Source organism: Nitrococcus sp. (genome assembly GCF_059432795.1).
This window is the reverse complement of the sequence record NZ_JBXWZQ010000113.1, coordinates 1-16,849: the sequence shown is the minus strand read 5'-3', so window position 1 is coordinate 16,849 and position 16,849 is coordinate 1. Positions and strand designations below refer to the sequence as shown.

The 16,849-nt window shown below is 62.8% G+C and carries 16 protein-coding genes; 8 read left to right on the top strand and 8 right to left on the bottom strand.

Annotated elements, in window-relative coordinates; all coding sequences use genetic code 11:
* From AC52Q4_RS08715 to maiA, 5 genes are all read left to right on the top strand, one after another.
* Nucleotides 1-1,003, top strand: a 1,003-nt coding sequence (locus AC52Q4_RS08715; protein WP_495536401.1) for an MBL fold metallo-hydrolase, incomplete at its 5' end; no start/stop codon positions are given.
* A 13-nt stretch (nt 1,004-1,016) separates the two neighbouring features.
* Nucleotides 1,017-2,711 carry an FAD-dependent oxidoreductase gene (locus tag AC52Q4_RS08710; protein ID WP_495536400.1) on the top strand — a complete coding sequence of 565 codons (1,695 nt, stop codon included), beginning with the start codon at nt 1,017-1,019 and terminating at the stop codon, nt 2,709-2,711.
* A complete protein-coding gene (locus AC52Q4_RS08705) occupies nt 2,708-3,004 on the top strand; it encodes a DUF2783 domain-containing protein (RefSeq protein WP_495536399.1) in 297 nt (98 codons plus the stop codon). The genes AC52Q4_RS08710 and AC52Q4_RS08705 overlap by 4 nt, the downstream gene beginning before the upstream one ends.
* On the top strand, nt 3,001-3,987 hold the full coding sequence (locus AC52Q4_RS08700) for a fumarylacetoacetate hydrolase family protein (protein ID WP_495536398.1): 987 nt from the start codon (nt 3,001-3,003) through the stop codon (nt 3,985-3,987). Before AC52Q4_RS08705 ends, AC52Q4_RS08700 begins: the two co-directional genes overlap by 4 nt.
* Complete coding sequence (gene maiA, locus AC52Q4_RS08695) at nt 3,984-4,640, top strand: maleylacetoacetate isomerase (RefSeq protein WP_495536397.1); 657 nt, start codon at nt 3,984-3,986, stop codon at nt 4,638-4,640. Before AC52Q4_RS08700 ends, maiA begins: the two co-directional genes overlap by 4 nt.
* Before the next feature lie 93 nt (nt 4,641-4,733).
* On the opposite strand, the gene AC52Q4_RS08690 is transcribed toward maiA, so the two are convergent.
* On the bottom strand, nt 4,734-5,138 hold the full coding sequence (locus AC52Q4_RS08690; protein WP_495536396.1) for a hypothetical protein: 405 nt from the start codon (nt 5,136-5,138) through the stop codon (nt 4,734-4,736).
* Between the two features lie 132 nt (nt 5,139-5,270).
* Nucleotides 5,271-6,377, bottom strand: coding sequence for a fructose-1,6-bisphosphate aldolase/phosphatase (gene fbp / locus AC52Q4_RS08685; RefSeq protein ID WP_495536395.1), 1,107 nt, complete (start codon nt 6,375-6,377; stop codon nt 5,271-5,273).
* A 481-nt stretch (nt 6,378-6,858) separates the two neighbouring features.
* On the opposite strand from fbp, the gene rbp reads away from it, so the two are divergent.
* The gene (rbp, locus tag AC52Q4_RS08680; protein WP_495536394.1) at nt 6,859-7,134 is read left to right on the top strand and encodes an RNA-binding regulator; all 276 of its coding nucleotides are present in this window, start codon (nt 6,859-6,861) and stop codon (nt 7,132-7,134) included.
* Between the two features lie 140 nt (nt 7,135-7,274).
* Here the strand turns inward: rbp and AC52Q4_RS08675 are convergent, their stop codons facing one another.
* From AC52Q4_RS08675 to AC52Q4_RS08660, 4 genes are all read right to left on the bottom strand, one after another.
* Entirely contained in the window at nt 7,275-8,126 is an 852-nt protein-coding gene (locus AC52Q4_RS08675) for a methyltransferase domain-containing protein (protein ID WP_495536393.1), read from the bottom strand.
* On the bottom strand, nt 8,119-8,940 hold the full coding sequence (locus AC52Q4_RS08670; RefSeq protein WP_495536392.1) for a glycine/sarcosine N-methyltransferase: 822 nt from the start codon (nt 8,938-8,940) through the stop codon (nt 8,119-8,121). The genes AC52Q4_RS08675 and AC52Q4_RS08670 overlap by 8 nt, the downstream gene beginning before the upstream one ends.
* A gap of 567 nt (nt 8,941-9,507) precedes the next feature.
* Entirely contained in the window at nt 9,508-10,368 is an 861-nt protein-coding gene (locus tag AC52Q4_RS08665; protein ID WP_495536391.1) for a GGDEF domain-containing protein, read from the bottom strand.
* A gap of 198 nt (nt 10,369-10,566) precedes the next feature.
* Entirely contained in the window at nt 10,567-11,325 is a 759-nt protein-coding gene (locus AC52Q4_RS08660) for a hypothetical protein (RefSeq protein ID WP_495536390.1), read from the bottom strand.
* A gap of 940 nt (nt 11,326-12,265) precedes the next feature.
* Between AC52Q4_RS08660 and AC52Q4_RS08655 the strand changes: the two genes are divergently transcribed.
* The gene (locus AC52Q4_RS08655) at nt 12,266-14,341 is read left to right on the top strand and encodes a TonB-dependent receptor family protein (protein WP_495536389.1); all 2,076 of its coding nucleotides are present in this window, start codon (nt 12,266-12,268) and stop codon (nt 14,339-14,341) included.
* An 82-nt stretch (nt 14,342-14,423) separates the two neighbouring features.
* On the opposite strand, the gene AC52Q4_RS08650 is transcribed toward AC52Q4_RS08655, so the two are convergent.
* A complete protein-coding gene (locus AC52Q4_RS08650; RefSeq protein WP_495536388.1) occupies nt 14,424-15,389 on the bottom strand; it encodes an SDR family oxidoreductase in 966 nt (321 codons plus the stop codon).
* Between the two features lie 90 nt (nt 15,390-15,479).
* Nucleotides 15,480-15,860, bottom strand: a complete 381-nt coding sequence (locus AC52Q4_RS08645) for a four-helix bundle copper-binding protein (protein ID WP_495536402.1) — start codon at nt 15,858-15,860, stop codon at nt 15,480-15,482.
* Nucleotides 15,861-16,087: 227 nt separating this feature from the next.
* Here AC52Q4_RS08645 and AC52Q4_RS08640 point away from each other — a divergent pair.
* A partial coding sequence (locus AC52Q4_RS08640) for a histone deacetylase family protein (RefSeq protein WP_495536387.1) occupies nt 16,088-16,849 on the top strand: 762 nt, incomplete at its 3' end.

Here is a 16,849-nt window from a genome sequence, read left to right as displayed (position 1 = left end):
CGCGGCCCTCTCGGGTATCCCGCAGCGCTTGGCGGAGGCGAGGAAGGCGATGTCCAAACAGTTTGCCTCACAGGGCGATCTCGAGCCCAAGACGATCACTTTCGAAGCATTGGCCCAGGGCGTCTATGCCTACACAGCCGAAGGGGATCCCAACTCGGGCGTCATCATCGGTGACGACTGCGTCATGGTCGTCGACACCCAGGCCACGCCGGCTATGGCGCAGGCGCTGATCGAGCGCATACGCACCGTGACCGACAAGCCCGTGCGCTATCTGGTGCTGACCCATTACCATGCGGTGCGGGTGCTCGGCGCCTCGGCTTACGCCGCCGAGCACATCATCGCCAGCCGAGGCACCTACGAGCTGATCGCCGAGCGCGGCCAGCAGGATTACGACTCCGAGCTCGGGCGCTTCCCGCGGCTTTTCCAAGGAGCCGCCTCCATACCGGGGCTCACTTGGCCGACTTTGGTCTTCGATGGCGGCGTTACCCTCTGGCTCGGCAAGCGCCGGGTCGAAATCGCCCACCTCGGGCGAGGTCACACCAAGGGCGATACCGTCGTCTGGTTACCGGCGGAGCGGGTATTGTTCAGCGGCGATTTGGTGGAATACGCCGCCACACCCTACACGGGGGACGCCTACCTGAGCGACTGGCCACATACGCTGGCGCGGGTTCGCAAGCTGGCGGCGGAGAAACTCGTTCCGGGCCGCGGCGCGGCGTTGACGACAAGCGCGAACTGCGAGCTCGCCATCGCCGGCACCCAGGCTTTTCTGACCGACCTGTTCGAGGGGGTGCGGCGGGCGCGGCAAGCCGGCAAGAGCCTGAAAGGCGTCTATGATGAGGTGTACGCGGCGCTGCAGCCCAAATACGGTCACTGGGTGATTTTTGATCATTGCCTGCCGTTCGATGTGGCGCGGACTTACGATGAATGCGGCGAGTATCCGGATCCGCGGATCTGGACCGCCGAGCGGGACCAGGCGATGTGGCAGGCACTGGAGAGCGGCTAGGCGGAGTGCCGGGATGCCACCGTGGCGAGTACGACCTGTCTATGCCTATCGGCGCGCGGCCGAGCAGGATGCCGTGCGGCCGGCTCGTCATCCCGTGGCGATCGTCGGTGCCGGTCCGGTAGGGCTTGCCGCGGCGATCGACTGTGCCGCCCATGGGTTGCCCGCCGTGCTGCTCGATGCCGAGGACACCGTCTGCGACGGCTCCAAGGCCATTTGTTTCGCCCAGCGCACGTTGGAGATCTTCGATCGACTGGGCTGCGCCGAGCGGCTGTTGCGCAAGGGCGTGGTGTGGAATCTCGGTCGCGTGTTCTTCGGCGAGCGCCAGATCTATGAGTTCAATCTGGCGCCGGAGGCGGGCTACTGCCATCCGGCGTTCATCAACCTTCAGCAGTATTACCTGGAAGAGTATCTGGTCGAGCGACTCGGCGAGCTCGAGGGAACGGATGTGCGCTGGCGCAACACCGTCACCGGGGTCGAGCCAGGGCGCGACGGCGTTCGTCTGACCGTGGATACCCCCGAGGGTGCGTACCCGTTGCTCTGCGACTACCTCATCGTCGCCGACGGCGCACGCAGCCCGATCCGCCACCTGTTGGGTCTGCCCTGCCAAGGCCAGGTTTTCAAGGATCACTTCCTGATCGCCGATGTGTTGATGCAGGCGGATTTTCCTCCCGAGCGCTGGTTCTGGTTCAAACCGCCGTTTCACCCCGGCCAGTCGGCGCTGCTGCATCGGCAGGCGGATAATGTCTGGCGCATCGACTTTCAGCTCGGCGGCGAGACGGACCCAGAGGAGGAAAAGCACCCCGAGCGGGTGCGCGCGCGCATACAGGCGATGCTTGGCGAGCACATGCCGTTCGAGCTCGAGTGGGTGAGTGTCTATACTTTTCAATGCCGGCGTCTGGAGCGTTTCCGCCATGGCGAGCGGATTTTCTTCATCGGGGACGCCGCGCACCAGGTCTCGCCATTCGGCGCGCGGGGGGCCAACGGGGGCATTCAGGACGTGGATAACCTGGTCTGGAAGCTGGCGCTTGTATGGAACGGCCAGGCACCGATGGCGTTGCTCGATAGCTACGATGCCGAGCGCATCCCGGCGGCGGACGAGAATATTCTGAACTCGACGCGCAGCACGGATTTCATCACCCCGAAGAGCGAGGCGAGCCGCGCATTTCGCGACGCCACGCTGATGCTCGCCGAGCGCTATCCTTTCGCACGCCGGCTGGTGAACAGCGGCCGACTCTCGGTGCCGGCGTTTCTGCACGGCTCGCCGCTGAGCACGCCCGATGCGGAGGTTTTCGGCGGCGGCCTGAGCCCGGGCGCGTCCTGCGTCGATGCGCCCATTGCAACAACCGCGGGCGCGGACTGGCTGCTTCGCCAACTCGGCAATCGCTTCATGGGGCTCTATTTCGCCGGAGCGGGTGAGCGGATACCGGCGCGCGATGCCCGGATAATCGGTCGGCTCGCCGCCGGGGCCGTGCCGGTGGAGGTGCTGGTGGTGGGCACGCGAGTCACGGACGCGGGCCCAGGGCGCGGCATTGCCGACGTGGAAGGCCTGGTGGCGCAGCGCTACGGCGGCCGCGCGGGCGCATTTTATCTGATTCGTCCGGATCAGCACGTCTGCGCGCGCTGGCGGCGCCTCGAGCTCGAGGCCGTGCGAGGCGCCTTGCGCCGGGCCCAGGGGCGAGCGCAGCGGCACCCGGAGCCGATTGCATGAACGTGAAGCGCTTGATGATCGAGCCGCGCCTGGCCCGAGCGGATGATTTCTACCAGGAACTCTTGGAGCTCCATCAGGGTTTGACCGATGAGGAGAGCCGGCTCGCCAATGCCAAGCTGATCCTGCTGCTGGCCAATCACATCGGGGATCACGCGGTGCTCGAGGAGGCGCTGCGCATTGCGCGCGAGGGCTTGGGCGAGGCAGGGCGAAGCGCGGGGCAGCGGCGTGAGGCAGCCATGACGGGCGTCCTGCGGACCGTAGCGAGTGCCGATGCCGCCAAGGAGGAACAATGAAGCTCGCCTCGCTGAGACACGGCCGTGACGGCGAATTGCTCGTGGTGACGCGCGACTTGTCTCAAGCGGTGAGAGTGCCCGCGATCGCCGCGACGCTGCAGGCCGCGCTGGATGACTGGGCCCGGATCGAGCCCCGCTTGCAGGAGGTCTCGCGGCAATTGCACGCGGGCGGGCTCGGCGATGCCTTCGCGCTGGAGGCGCAGGCGTTGGCCTCGCCCTTGCCGCGCGCTTACCAGTGGGCGGACGGAAGTGCCTACGTGAACCACGTGGAGCTGGTGCGCAAGGCGCGAGGCGCTGTCATGCCGGAAAATTTCTGGACCGAGCCGCTGATGTACCAGGGCGGCTCGGATAAGTTCAGCGCGCCATGCGAGGATATCCTGGCGGCCAGCGAGGATTGGGGCATCGACTTCGAGGCCGAAGTCGCGGTCGTTACCGACGATGTTCCGATGGGGGTGGCGCGGGAGGCGGCCGGTCAGCACATCAAACTGTTGATGCTGGTCAACGACGTCTCGCTGCGCAACCTCATTCCCGGCGAGCTGGCCAAAGGCTTCGGCTTCTTTCAGAGTAAGCCGGCCTCGGCCTTTTCCGCTGCGGCGGTGACTCCGGACGAGCTGGGGGGTGCCTGGGACGGCGCCAAGGTGCATTTGCCGCTGCGGGTCTGGCTCAACGGACAGGTGTTCGGTCAGCCGCACGCCGGGGTGGACATGACCTTTGATTTCCCGCAGCTGATCGCCCATGCGGCCAAAACGCGGTGTCTCGGTGCCGGCACCATCATCGGCTCCGGCACCGTTTCCAATACCGACCGCAGCGTGGGTGCCTGCTGTCTGGCGGAACGGCGGATGTTGGAGATCCTGATGCACGGCGAGGCGCGCACGCCCTTTTTGCGCTTCGGCGATCGGGTGCGCATCGAGATGCTCGATGCTGCTGGCCAAAGTATCTTCGGCGCCATCGAGCAACGCGTAAGGAAATACCGGGCGCCATGATCAAACTCTACGACTATTATCGCTCCACCGCCGCCTACCGTGTGCGAATCGCGCTGAATCTCAAGGGTTTGGTTTACGTTCAAGCACCGGTAAATCTGCGCGAGGATGAGCAGTCGCACCCCGCCTACCGTGGCCTGAACCCCCAGAGTTTCGTGCCGACGCTGGAGACGGAGGAGGGCCGACTGCTGCGCCAGTCGCTTGCGATCTGCGAGTATCTGGACGAGGCCCATCCGCGGCCTCCGCTGCTGCCGGCAGAGCTTACCGCTCGCGCCCGAGTCCGGGCGTTGGCCCAAATGATCGCCTGTGATGTGCATCCGCTCAATAATCTGCGCGTGCTTCGCTATCTCGAAACGGAGCTCAACGTCAGCGATGAGCGGAAGAAAACCTGGTATCGACACTGGATAGAAGAGGGATTCCGCGCGTTGGAGTCCATGCTCGCCGCCGACCCGCAGACCGCGCGCTACTGTCATGGAAACCGCGTGACGCTAGCCGACCTTTGCCTGGTGCCGCAGGTTTTCAATGCCAAGCGCTTCGGGGTGAATTTGGCCAATTACCGTCATATCCGGCGCATCAACGATGCGTGCCTGGAGCTGGAAGCGTTCGACCGTGCCCGCCCGGAGCGCCAACCGGACGCGCCGAGCGAGCACGGCTGACGGGTCAGGCGCCGGACCCCGTGGTGATCCAAGGCCCATGCGTCGGGCTGCCGTATTGGGTTCTCGGCGAGCAGGAGTTGCCGCCGGCGGTTATTACCGGCCTTTGAAGCCGCCGCCGGGTATGCCGCCGAGCGCGCCCTGGTTGGCGGCTCCGCCGGAGCTGCCCGGCATGACGATGGACGAGGCCGCTTCGCGCTGCATCTGCTTGAGTTGCTCCAGCGTCTCGTCGACGGCCTGCTCGGCGGCCTGTTCGAACTGCTCCGCGGCGGCCTTGAGCGAGTCGGCCGGGATCTCGAAGTTGATGGGCAGGGCGCCGGCTTGCGTCAAAACCTGCGTCTGTCCCAGGTACACGATCTCGCGAGCGCTGTCCGGCGTGCCGTCGGCAGTCACGGGCGTCAATCGCAGGATGCTGCCTACCCGACGGTCGGTGAAGACCTCCTCCTGGTAGAGCTGTCCACTATCGAGCTGAAATTCGTTCTGCGTGTCTGCTGCGGCCATGACGATTAGCCTCTTGCTCGTCGCGATATGATCAATTGTCCACAGGATACCAAACCTCGGCGGCAGGTGCGCTAACCCCGCGCGTGGCGCCGCGCGGTGGGAGGCGGTGGCGATAGCGGACCCTCGCCCTCGCTACGTCTCACGCGTACGGAATCGGTGCTGCAGATGCTCGAGACGTTCCGCCACACCCGCCGAATACTCCAGTTGCGCCATCGGCAGCATGGCACTGCCGAAGAAGCCCTGGCGGCGCATCTCCATGGCCTTCTCCGAGACCCGTTCGCGCACGGCGTCCCAGAAGGGGTGGGCGAACGCATCCACCGCCTCGGTCAGGCGACCCTCGTGACACGCGAACGCCGCGCACGTGACCACGGGCGGGCCGTCGAAATAGCTTACCGGAGTGTTCAGGGCGCATGGCATCAGCGGCATGTTGTGCGAGCCGCGCAGTCCCCCCGCCACGAAATGGCCCACTTGAAAGGGGGCGAGCAGCTCGCCCGTGGAGGGGAAGTGCATCTGCGTTCGGATCAGCATGACCGGATCATCCTTGCCGGTTTGCTTGCCGTCGATGTCGCGCAGGCGCGAGGCGGACACGACCGCCGCCTGCTCGTCGCTGGTTCGCGACCAGACGGATTCGATCACATAGCGCTGCGGGTCCCGCAGCAGGGCGGCAATATCATAGAGCTCCTCGGGGGCCACGAGCTCGATGACACGGTCGTGCTCGGTGTGGGTGACATCCATGATCACGAAACGGAATCCGCGCGCGAGCTTTTGGGAGAGAATCAGGCCCGGTGTGGTCATGGGGTCGGCGAAGGCCAAGTACAAAGGCAGGTTGTAGGCGCCGGGGTCCGTCTTGTCCGCGGCAAAGAACAGGAAGGGCTCGTTGGGGCGCTCGTCGATCTCCATTTCCGCGACCGCCGGCCCCATGCCGCGCACGTTCGCGGAGAACGCTTCCGGGACAAGGTCCTGCCCGGCGCCATAGAGGCCCTGGGCCCGGGCCACTTCGGTGCCGGCCATGAAGGCCTCCCAAGCCAGCCGATGCACTGCTTGATCGCCGGTGCCCCGGTCGTGCGTGAGCAGCAGAGCGATATCGTCACCGGTGTAGCTCACGTAGCTATCGATCAGAAGATCGCCGGCGTTATCCTCGAGGTGGCGGCGGACTGTTTCCAGCAGCCGAACGGAGGGGGCCATATGGCCGCCGATCGCGCCGATGTCGGCCTTGATGATGCTGAGCGTGCTTCTCATGGTTCGTTGCTGACGTTTCCCAGTGGGCGTAGGGTGTACCTGAATTGCGGCGACTGCGCTTTACCGTGTCCGTACCGGCTAGTACAAAGCCACGGTAAGTATTGCCAGGCGGCGAGGCGGTGGACGGTAAAGCCGCTGAGCGATTCTGGGCCCCCGGCCGGGATTGGAGGCGAAATTCGCGCTCGGAGCAAAACGGATTGCGAAAAATGCTGGAAAATGCCGTTGCGCCGGCTTGCGAGCTGCGCTAGTGTTATCACTGGTCGAGTTCCGCTCCTCTTCTGTAAACCCTGCCGATCCTGAGGTCGTGTACCTCACCTTCCTGCTGGGCTCAAGAGATGACGGGATAACGATCGCGGGTAGATTTTCGGGCGCGTTGCGCCGGCCGGTGGCATGGTCGGCGTACGTCAGGGCCTATCCGCAAGAGACCGGCATCGCTCGGTGACCGGGTACCGCTATTGAAAATTGAGTGAATGATATCCTTATGAAGTCGATCTATGTGGGCAACCTGCCCTTCTCCGCCTCCGAAGACGAGCTGCGCGAGCTGTTCGCCACCTACGGTAACGTCGATTCCGTGCGCCTGATGACCGACCGGGACACCGGCCGGCCGCGTGGCTTCGGTTTCGTCACCATGTCCGACACCGAGGCCGCCTCTGCCATCGAAGCACTGGATGGCAAGGATTTCGGTGGTCGTAATTTGCGTGTCAACGAGGCTCAGGAGCGCAAGGAGCGGTCCCCCCGCCAAGCCCGGCGCTGGTAAGTACAGCCTCAACGGCTGAATGCAACGCGCGGCACCGCCCGATAGGTGGTGCCGCGCGTTTTTTTGCCGTTACTCCTCTCGCGTGGCGTTTCCTCTATTTGGCGCGGTGCTCACACATCGTCGAGCGCTGCGCACGCTGGCTAGCGTCTCGGACCGCCCGGCTTACGAAAGAGGAAGATGCCCCACGTCAAATGGCCGTTGCGGCCGCCCTCGACCCAATGCTGCAGGCCGCGCTTCATCCGTTCGATGTAATCGCGGCTGATGTGCTGCGCGATGTTTTCCTCCCGGCCCGTGAGCTCATCGTAAACGCGGCCGTAGTGCATCGGGAGCATCTCGGCGTGTACCTCGAAAGACACCTCCTCAAGATCGAGCGCGGTTAGCGCCTGCCGATAGAACGCCGGCGAGCCCAGCGTTTCGAGGTGGATGCGCTCCAGGATGGGCTGCAAAACTCCCGGCGGGCAGTCATCGGCCTGCATTGGGTCGGTGAAAATAAAGTGACCGCCCGGGGCGAGTACCCTTGCGACTTCTTCCAAGACCTTGCGCCGATTCCCGCTATGCAGAATGGCGTCCTGGGACCAGACCAGGTCAAAGCACTCGTTGTCGAATGGAAGGTCTTCGAAGCTGCCGTCGATCACTTCGATCAGCTCGTCGAGCCCCTGCTGGCGGTTCAGCTTCCTGGCGCGATCGTTTTCCTTTTCACTGAGGTTAAGGGCAATGACATTGCACCCATAGCGTTTTGCGAGCAACCGAGCCGCGCCGCCGTAGCCGGAACCGATATCCAGCACCCGTGTATCAGCGCCGAGCGCGGGAACCCGCTCGGCCATCCGTTCCACGGTCCGCCGGCTTGCATCGAAGATCGGCTCCTCAGCCGTTCGATAAAGGCCGACATGGATATCCTCGCCGCCCCAGACGGTGTAATAGAAACTGTCGGCGTCATCGCTGTTGTAGTAATCGCGGGCCGTCTCGACCGTGCCCGAGTAGCTGTTAGTCACTATCAGGCTCCTCTCTGTAGGCTTTTTCGGCCACGTGGATGAAAAAGTCGGGGTCGCTCTCCCGATAAGTCTCCTGGAAGTCGCCGTACGTCTCGATGTGCTGAAAGCCCACCTCCCGCATCAGCCGGCGCGTGTAATCTTTTCGCAGGGGATACATGTTGAGATGGAACGTCGAGCGGTCGGGGAAGCAATACCTGAACCGTGTCAGGCCGGAATCGACGTGCTCGGGATAGACCGAGATGTTGTCGCCGCAATAATAGTAGGTGTGCTTGGTGGAATAGCCGTGATCGAGGATTGCGTCGTAGTTGCGCTGATCGAGGATGAGAAAACCGTCGTGTTTCAGGGTGGCATGGAATTCCGCCAATGCCTTGCGCCGGTCGTTCTCCGAGAACAGGTGGGTAAATGAGTTGCCCAAGCAGATGATGGCGTCGTAGTGGCCGTGAATGTCGCGATTGAGCCAGCGCCAATCGACTTGGACGGTGCGCAGGATCTGGCCGTGCTGACGGCCGTTCTGGAAAGCCTTGGCGAGCATCTCGGCGCTGCCGTCGCAGCTTACCACTTCAAAGCCGGCCTCGATGAGGCGTACCGAATGGAAGCCGGTGCCGGTGGCCACGTCCAGGATCCGCTTGGCGCCGCGTTCTCGCAGCACATTGATGAAAAAATCACCCTCGCTCTTCGCGCGGCTCTGCCAGTCGATGAGCGCATCCCATTTGTTGACGAACGATTCGATGTACTCCTCGCGATAATGATCCGTTTCCCGGCAGGCGACCGGGTCCGCTCCGAAATACTGTTTTTTCTGTGGTGGTGCAGCCATATTAGCCTCCACGCTATTTTGAAACGGCCCGGGGGTGGCGCGTGCGATCCGACTGGGTATCGAGACTTGCACTTATCCCATGGCCGATGGTTGACTCATTCCCCCTCTCTCTCACCGGTACGGACGAGACGAGCGTTCGCCGCCTTGCCCGCCGTTGAGCGCCGCACTCGTGCTTGATGCCTGGAACACACCGGTGAGTTGCGAAACGGCCCACTTGCAGCGGCCGTGCCGGCGCGTTTTGATTGCGCACGCCACGCTGTCCCACCAGCTAGCGTGGCCTATGGCGACCGTATCGGTTTAACCTCGTGCAACTTCCGGCGAGCTGACCCAACGCTTAGCGAAGCATTCGTGTTGGTTGTCAGCCGAATGATCCGCCGTGGCCCACAGGGTCCGGCTGACCTATGCCACGGTGGCCCATAGCCCGCCGGAGGATAGTCGGTGCACCGGGAAGCGACGGACGCGCGGCCGCTGCACGATTTGCGCTAGGGTGTACAAGGCTGACGAAAGTTGCTGGGGATTGCAAGTCGAATGCACGGCGCGGTCGAGGGCCGCTACAGGCGGCCTCGCTCAGGCGCGCTCCGCCACGGCCTCGACGATCACCCGAGGCTGGGCATTCTTTTTGGCGCGATACATCAGGCTGTCGGCAAGCCGTAGCGCCTCGGCGAGTTCCGGTATGTTTCCGTCGAACACGGCGGCGCCGATGCTGATCCCAAGCATTGACCATCCTCTCTGGCGCATCTCGTTCTCTAGCACGCAATGCAGATTACTGAAGTAGAAGCGCGCGCCGGCCAGAGTGGTATTCGGCAGCAGCACGGCAAACTCGTCTCCGCCGAGCCGCCCCACGACATCGCTCTCGCGCCGGCATTGGCCGAGCAGGCGACCGACCGATCTCAACACCTCATCGCCTTGGGAGTGGCCCAGGGTGTCGTTGACCTTCTTGAAGCCATCGAGGTCGACGTAGGCGACGGCGACGGTATTGCGATACCGTGCCGCGGCACTGATAGCGAAAGCGGCGCGGTCCACGAATCCGGCGCGATTGAACAGGCCAGTGAGATTGTCCGTCCGCGCCAGTCGGCGTTGCCGCATGAGCTGTGATCTGAGCTCGGAGATGAGATAGGCGACGACAACGAAAAACAGAAGCCGTGTCGCCGTGTTCCAGTAGAGCACCCAGTGGCGGGTGTACGTTTGGCTCGTCGTGCCCTCTACGACCATCCAGCTGGCCGCGGATACCCCGCTTGCGATGTAGCCGAGATTACGGCTGCCGTACCACACCGCGATGGCAATCGGGATGAGGTAGAACACCGATATCGATAGCTCGTATCCCGTCAGCCGGTCGATCCCGCCGAGCAGCATAATCACTGGAAATACGAGGCAACCGACCATCCACCGCGGCTTGCCCTCAAGGATCTCGTCAAACCATCGAAGCATGCGGTAGCGCTCGCCAAGCGAAGACGCTCCCTGTCCGTTTTCAGACTCGCAGGATTACGATCACTTACCTAAAAAATAACCGCATCCTATCAGTTTGCCATCAGTTGCTGGGCATAGGGGCACGCGCGTGCGCCCGGAGCTGACGAACCACTCCGATCGCAGGGGCGCGCCCCGTGGTCCCCTGCTAATCGCCCCGCGTCAGCATTTTTTCCGGTGTTGCGCGAATCGCAACGCGGTTAAGCCAGTGGCGAGGAGAATGAGTACCCCTGGTGCCGGGACTGCCGTCAGATTTCTGCTGGCGAGCAAACTGGCCGGCTGTCGGGCGGCATTCTCCAAGGAGTCCACGCTGGCGAAGTCGCGGAACATGGCTACAGAATCGTCCACGAAGGCCGGTCCGCCGGAGGCCACGCCACGCAAGCGAACAGGGCCCTTGCTGGATTGGCCCCTGCCCAGATTGCTTATCGTCCCATCCACTTCAAAGTTACCGTTACCCGTGGCCAAATCTTCCCTTCCGGTGAGCTCTCCGCTTCCTGTCGCCTCCGTAAAGCGTCCCGTTCCTCCGGTTATCTCCATCGTTGCTTCCGATAGGCGATATATGGGTCCGCCATCCACGGGGATGAATAGGCCGCCATAAATACCTGAGAGCTCGTCACCATTTGCAGCGGTGAGTATAAATTCGCCCTCAAAGCTGAAATGATAATCAATCGGTGTTATGCAATCAGTCGCCGTGAATGAAACCTTACCAAGGTGCGTGCCTTTACCTGTTCCGGTCGCCGTACCACCGAATTGCGAAGGGCAATCGGGTCTGAATCCCACGTTCTCGTTGAACTCCACGCTTACCGTGAGGGGTACATTCGGCTTCGTTACCGGGATCGCCAGTGCCGTTGTCGGTGAAATCAGCGCCGTAAAAAGGATCGCAAAAATTATCTTGCGCTTCGAAAGGAAAGAAAAGGTCATGGATGCTCCTTGTGTTATGCGCTAGTTCGCCTATCCCTGAACGTCCCGTGTTGCAAAGCGCCTGAACCGGAGACATTCCCCCCTTCTCTGAACCACGGCACTCGTGGTGCCCACCATTGGCTTTGTTCTGATTCGCGTTGTTTGGTTCCAGCTTGTTGGGACCCGTGAGTTACTCCCGCGAAATCGCAGGTAGACGAATTTGCCCGGGTTGAATCCTTGCTTGTCCTTTCTATCCCGGGGCTTTCGCCCTGCTTCTGTTTACCTCTGACCCGGCATGCACCAGTGGCATGGTTAGACACTGCTTTGTGGCAGCGATCGGTATGGCGGCGCGGGTCCGCCGGGTTGGACACCAGCGATAAGCCTTTCAGCGCCGCGAGTATGACAGGCCCCAACGCGCGAGCGTTCCAAGCCGCAGAAGTTACCAACGACCTGGCAAAAAAAACAGCTGACAGAGTTGGCATTTTTTTACCGTCCCCTACGAGAGAACAGCTCGGCCGGCAGGGGTCGCCGTGGTAGTAACGCCAGTGTGCAACGTGCGTTGGCATCGGGGCGCCGGCGGGAACGGTCATTGAGGCGCGCGCTGCGCAAGCCCGTCGCAAAGCGGTGATCCCGACAGGGCATAAATATTCGAGCGACCGGGCGGGAATGTCGTGCCGTCGGTCTTCGCAGCGCCCGCCTCTGCGCGAGCGGGACGACGTTCGGCGTGATCCTTGAGTTTTGTTTCCGGCTGGCCCGATTCGGCCTGAGCGCCGCAAGCCTCGAGCGCTTGCCTCAACTGTGGCGATTTGTCGCATTCTCCGCGCTCGGCCGGGCTTATACACTACGCGCTCGATAATTTCCCCGGACTCTGAGCTGAATGACCCTGCGCCTGAGGGTCTGCCCGTGTCCTTTGTCCTTCCTTTTGTCCCGAAAAAGTGACAGTAAAATTTAGAGGCCTTAGATGGCAGACCGGAAATCCGTCCTTCCCGCCGTCGCTCTGCTCGTGATGCTACCGGCAGCCGCCCAACCCGTAAGGCTTCCGGAAGTCATCGTGGAAGGCTCCGCCGAACCCGGTGAGGTTAGCCCGTCGCTGACATCGCCGGATATCGAGATCGCCCGGGAGCGCATCGAGCGCACACCGGGCGGCGTGGACGTGATTGATGCGAAGGAATACAAGACCGGCCGCGTCTCCAATCTCCACGATGCGCTCAAGTATTCGCCTGGCGTCTACGTGCAGCCGCGATTCGGCGCCGAGGAGTCGCGGCTTTCGATTCGCGGCTCCGGTTTGCAGCGGACCTTCCATTTGCGTGGCATCACGCTGTTGCAGGATGGTGTGCCCATTAACAAGGCGGACGGCGGCGGTGATTTCCAGGGCCTGGAACCACTGTCCACCCGTTACATCGAGGTGCAGCGCGGGGCGAATGCGCTGCAATACGGCTCGACCACACTGGGCGGGGCGATCAATTTCGTCACCCCCACGGGCTACGACGCCGCGCCGGTCCAGTTGCGTGCCGAAGGCGGCAGCTTCGATTACCTGCGCGGCCAGGGCAGCATCGCGGGCGTCAAGGGGGATGCGGACTATTATCTCTCGCTCAGTCATTTCTCGCAGGAGGGGTTTCGCGACCACGCCGAACAGAGCACCCAGCGCCTGTTCGGCGACGTGGGCTATCGCTTCACCGAGAATCTCGAATCGCGCCTGTACATCTCCGGCATCGTCACCGATTCGGAACTGCCGGGCGCGCTGACCAAAGGCCAATTGAAGGACGACCCGCAGCAGGCGAACGCATTCAGCGCGATGGGCGATCAAAAGCGCGATTTCACCCGCGCGCGCATTGCCAACAAGACTACTTACCGCTTCGGTGACTCCCGCATCGAAGGCAGTGTGTTCTACACCTACGAAGACTTGCATCACCCGATCTTTCAGGTGCTGAACATCGAATACAACGATTACGGTGCCTACCTGCGCTATATCTCGGAGGCGGAGCTGTTCGGCCGGCAGAACATCTTCACGCTCGGCTTTACCCCCCAGCGCGGCACCGCGCGCGACAACCGCTTCGCCAATGTCGGCGGCCGGGAGGGCGCCCGCACCAACAAGCTTTTCCAGATCGCCGAGACCTATACGCTGTTCGCCGAAAACCAGCACTACGTGCTCCCCAAGCTTGCGCTTGTCCTCGGCGCGCAATACACGCTTGCCCGGCGGGAGTTGCGCGATGGTTTCTTCGGCGACGGCGTGGACAACAGCTTCGAGCGCAACTACTGGAATTTCAGCCCCAAACTGGGCGCGCGCTACGAGTTCACGCCGCACAATCAGATCTACGGCAACATCAGCAAAAGCTTCGAGCCGCCGAGTTTCGCCGAGTTGGCGGGCGGCCCCAACGTCACGCAGAACGACGCGCAGAAAGCCTGGACCTTCGAGATCGGCACGCGCGGCGACACGCAATGCCGCTCCTGCCTGCCGGGCATGACACAGCTCGGCTGGGATCTGACCTACTACTACGCCGATGTAAAAGACGAATTACTCAGCCTGGTCGACCCCGCGACCGGCCTGCCGGTGGGTACCGTCAATGCGAACGACACCGTCCACCAGGGTGTGGAACTGGGTTTGTCTCTCGAATTCTTCAATGCGCTGACCCTGCGCAACGCCTATCTTTGGAACGACTTCCGCTTCGATGACGACCCCGTCTTCGGCAACAACAGACTCGCCGGAATCCCCGAGCATCTTCTCAATACGGCGCTTGTCTATCAGCACGCGAGCGGCTTCTACGCCGGTCCGAACCTTACCTGGTCACCCACCGACTTCGCCGTGGATCACGCCAACACCTTGTTCAACGACAACTACGCCGTGCTCGGCTTCAAGCTCGGCTACAAGCCCAACGGGCTCCAGGGTTTCAGCGGCTTTATCGATATTCGAAACATCCTCAACAAAAAATACGCGGCCGATACCGGCGTGCTCGCCGACGCCAATGGCCAGGACGCCGCCGCCTTCCTGCCCGGCGACGGGGTGTCGGCCTACGCGGGCATCGAGTGGCGGCTTTGAGGAACAGGAAGGTCGGATCGCTGACGGCACAGAGTTTTCTTACGTAGCCGCGTCCCGCTGGCACCATCGCGCGTCCATCAATTCATCGGTAGTGCCGATCGAGCTCCGAGGCATACCGTCGTCCCACTTCATCCGCATGCTCACGCAGGTACACGGACAGACGCACTTTCGCCTGCGGCGCCGGTTCGCAAGTCAGCAAGCTGGCCATGAGGCCGCGTAGCTCGTTTCGGCTCAAGACCACGTCGCGCTTCATCGCCCCGAGGAGCTTGGCGGCGGCCAGCGCGGCGGCGGGCGGCACGTGAACGAGCCGCGGCTTGCGGCCGAGCGCTCGGGCGATCAAGCGGACCAGCTCATCGTAGCTGAATACCTCGGGGCCGCCTGCATCCTGGGTCAGGTTCTCCTCCGATTGCCCCAAATCGACCATCGTGGCGGCGAGGTCATCGACATGCACGGGCTGAATCCGGTACTGACCGTCGCCGGGCACGGCGAATAACGGAAACCGGCGCAGCAGCCACGCAATGTTGTTGATCAGAATGTCGTGCCCGCCGAACAGAACGGTAGGCCGAACGATCGCGAACGACAGGCCGGATTCACGCAACGCCGTTTCGGCCGCGGCCTTGCCGCGGTAGTACGGCAGCTCCGATGCGTGGGCATTGGCAATGCTGACATGCACCACGCGGCGCACGCGGGCCTCACGGGCGGCCTCGAACAGCCGGCGCAGATTGCGCACGGCCTCATCGAAACTCGTTTTGCCGCGCTCGAAGCGCACCCAATAGGTGCAATACAGGACGTCCGTGCCTTCCAGGCTCTCCGTGAGCGCCTTGGGACTGTCGAACCGGAACCGCCGCACGTCGATTTCGGCCTCGAATGGATTGGGCCGATCAGGATGCCCCGTGATTGTCCGTACCCGGTCACCGCGTTCGAGCAAGCGCCGGGTGACATATCGTCCGGTCAATCCGAACGCGCCTGTTACCGTGCTGACGTAACGGTGCGCTACCACGGCGCCGGCCTGAAACCCGGGTATTGCCGAAGGAACATGGTCTGCCATAAAAGTATTTGCAATACAGTGACGTACATTTTAGGCAACGATGCCAACGCCGTTGACGCCTTGGCCTGCGGGCGTCAGCGCTCGGCAGCGTCAGTGTGGCCTTTGTCCGTCGCAGAACCGAGCAGGGGCTGGCGGCCGGGCTTCTCGAGTCTTGCGCTCTATCGCGGAAATCACGTCCTGGCAGGCCTTTTCGCAGCGCCGGCACGACTCGGCACAGATGCGACAGTGCTCATGATGACTCCCATGCTGCTCGCACTCATCGCCACAGCTCTTACACACTTGCGCGCACGCCTGCAGGGTGGCCTGGGTAATATTGGCATCGTAGGCGGTATGGCGAGACAGAACCCGCCCGGTAGCATCGCAGATGTCAGCGCAATCGACGTTGCTGCGAATGCACTTCGTAAGCGCTTCTACACCGTCTTCGCTCAGGCACGCATCGGCGCAGGCGGTGCAGGTCTGGGCGCAGTCCATACAGGCTTCGATGCAGTCCGCCAACAGCTGCCGATCGTTGTTTATGCTCTTCGGATAGGCTTCAATCATATCGCTTGCATGATTCACCACGCTGCTCCTCTATGGTCCATCGAGAGCCGAAGGTGACGCTTCCATAACGCGTATAGAGTGTCTGCAAGCAAAGCAGTTCAGTCCTCGCATTTTGGCCGGGGAGACGACCGGGAGACCGTCAGCGTTGGGGGTTGTGTATGATCGGCGACCGCGACGTACTGCTCTTTCATGACGAGCGCATGTTGGCGCACCGTCCGGATGCCAACGATCCGTTTTTGCCGGGCCGTCTCGATCGGCGGGTGCGGGAGATCCTCGCCGGCTTGGGCGTCAAATGGAACTATCCCGAGCATCCCGGGCGGGTGACGGCGATAATGGAACGGCTATCGAACCAGCCCGTTCCCGGGGTCCGGTTCGAGACGGGAACGGCCGCAACGCGCGAGCAACTGGCCCGCGTCCACACCACCTCCTATCTGGAGGCGATATACGCCCTGCGTGGGCAGAACGCGTGGTTGGACGTCGACACGACCGCCGTGTCGACCGGGAGCGTCGAGGCGGCGGAGGTTGCCGCCGGTACGGCCATCGCCGCGGTGGAATCGGTGGTACGGGGTCGCGCGAGCAGTGCCTTCGCCATCGTTCGCCCGCCCGGCCATCATGCCGAGCCGGTGCGAGCGCGCGGCTTCTGCTTGTTCAACAATGTCGCGGTGGCTGCGGCGCATGCGCAGGAGGCGCTGGACTGTCCGCGCGTGCTGATTGTCGACTGGGATGTTCACCACGGAAACGGTACCCAGGATATCTTTTGGGCCGATCCCGACGTCATGTTCTTCGACACGCACCGCGCCGCGCCGTTTTACCCCGGATCCGGACTCCTCAACGAGGTCGGCGGAGGCTTGGGGGAGGGTGCCACGATCAATGTGCCGTTGCCCAGCGGAGCGGGTGATGCGGCCCTGATCAAAGCGTAC

What these genes read in the sequence shown, in the direction of transcription:
- AC52Q4_RS08670 (WP_495536392.1), bottom strand. Translation starts at nt 8,940, where the DNA reads ATGGCTGCACCACCACAGAAAAAACAGTATTTCGGAGCGGACCCGGTC.
- AC52Q4_RS08655 (WP_495536389.1), top strand. Translation starts at nt 12,266, where the DNA reads ATGGCAGACCGGAAATCCGTCCTTCCCGCCGTCGCTCTGCTCGTGATG.
- AC52Q4_RS08660 (WP_495536390.1), bottom strand. Translation starts at nt 11,325, where the DNA reads ATGACCTTTTCTTTCCTTTCGAAGCGCAAGATAATTTTTGCGATCCTT.
- maiA (WP_495536397.1), top strand. Translation starts at nt 3,984, where the DNA reads ATGATCAAACTCTACGACTATTATCGCTCCACCGCCGCCTACCGTGTG.
- rbp (WP_495536394.1), top strand. Translation starts at nt 6,859, where the DNA reads ATGAAGTCGATCTATGTGGGCAACCTGCCCTTCTCCGCCTCCGAAGAC.
- AC52Q4_RS08690 (WP_495536396.1), bottom strand. Translation starts at nt 5,138, where the DNA reads ATGGCCGCAGCAGACACGCAGAACGAATTTCAGCTCGATAGTGGACAG.
- AC52Q4_RS08645 (WP_495536402.1), bottom strand. Translation starts at nt 15,860, where the DNA reads ATGGACTGCGCCCAGACCTGCACCGCCTGCGCCGATGCGTGCCTGAGC.
- AC52Q4_RS08710 (WP_495536400.1), top strand. Translation starts at nt 1,017, where the DNA reads ATGCCACCGTGGCGAGTACGACCTGTCTATGCCTATCGGCGCGCGGCC.
- AC52Q4_RS08700 (WP_495536398.1), top strand. Translation starts at nt 3,001, where the DNA reads ATGAAGCTCGCCTCGCTGAGACACGGCCGTGACGGCGAATTGCTCGTG.
- AC52Q4_RS08665 (WP_495536391.1), bottom strand. Translation starts at nt 10,368, where the DNA reads ATGCTTCGATGGTTTGACGAGATCCTTGAGGGCAAGCCGCGGTGGATG.
- AC52Q4_RS08705 (WP_495536399.1), top strand. Translation starts at nt 2,708, where the DNA reads ATGAACGTGAAGCGCTTGATGATCGAGCCGCGCCTGGCCCGAGCGGAT.
- AC52Q4_RS08650 (WP_495536388.1), bottom strand. Translation starts at nt 15,389, where the DNA reads ATGGCAGACCATGTTCCTTCGGCAATACCCGGGTTTCAGGCCGGCGCC.
- fbp (WP_495536395.1), bottom strand. Translation starts at nt 6,377, where the DNA reads ATGAGAAGCACGCTCAGCATCATCAAGGCCGACATCGGCGCGATCGGC.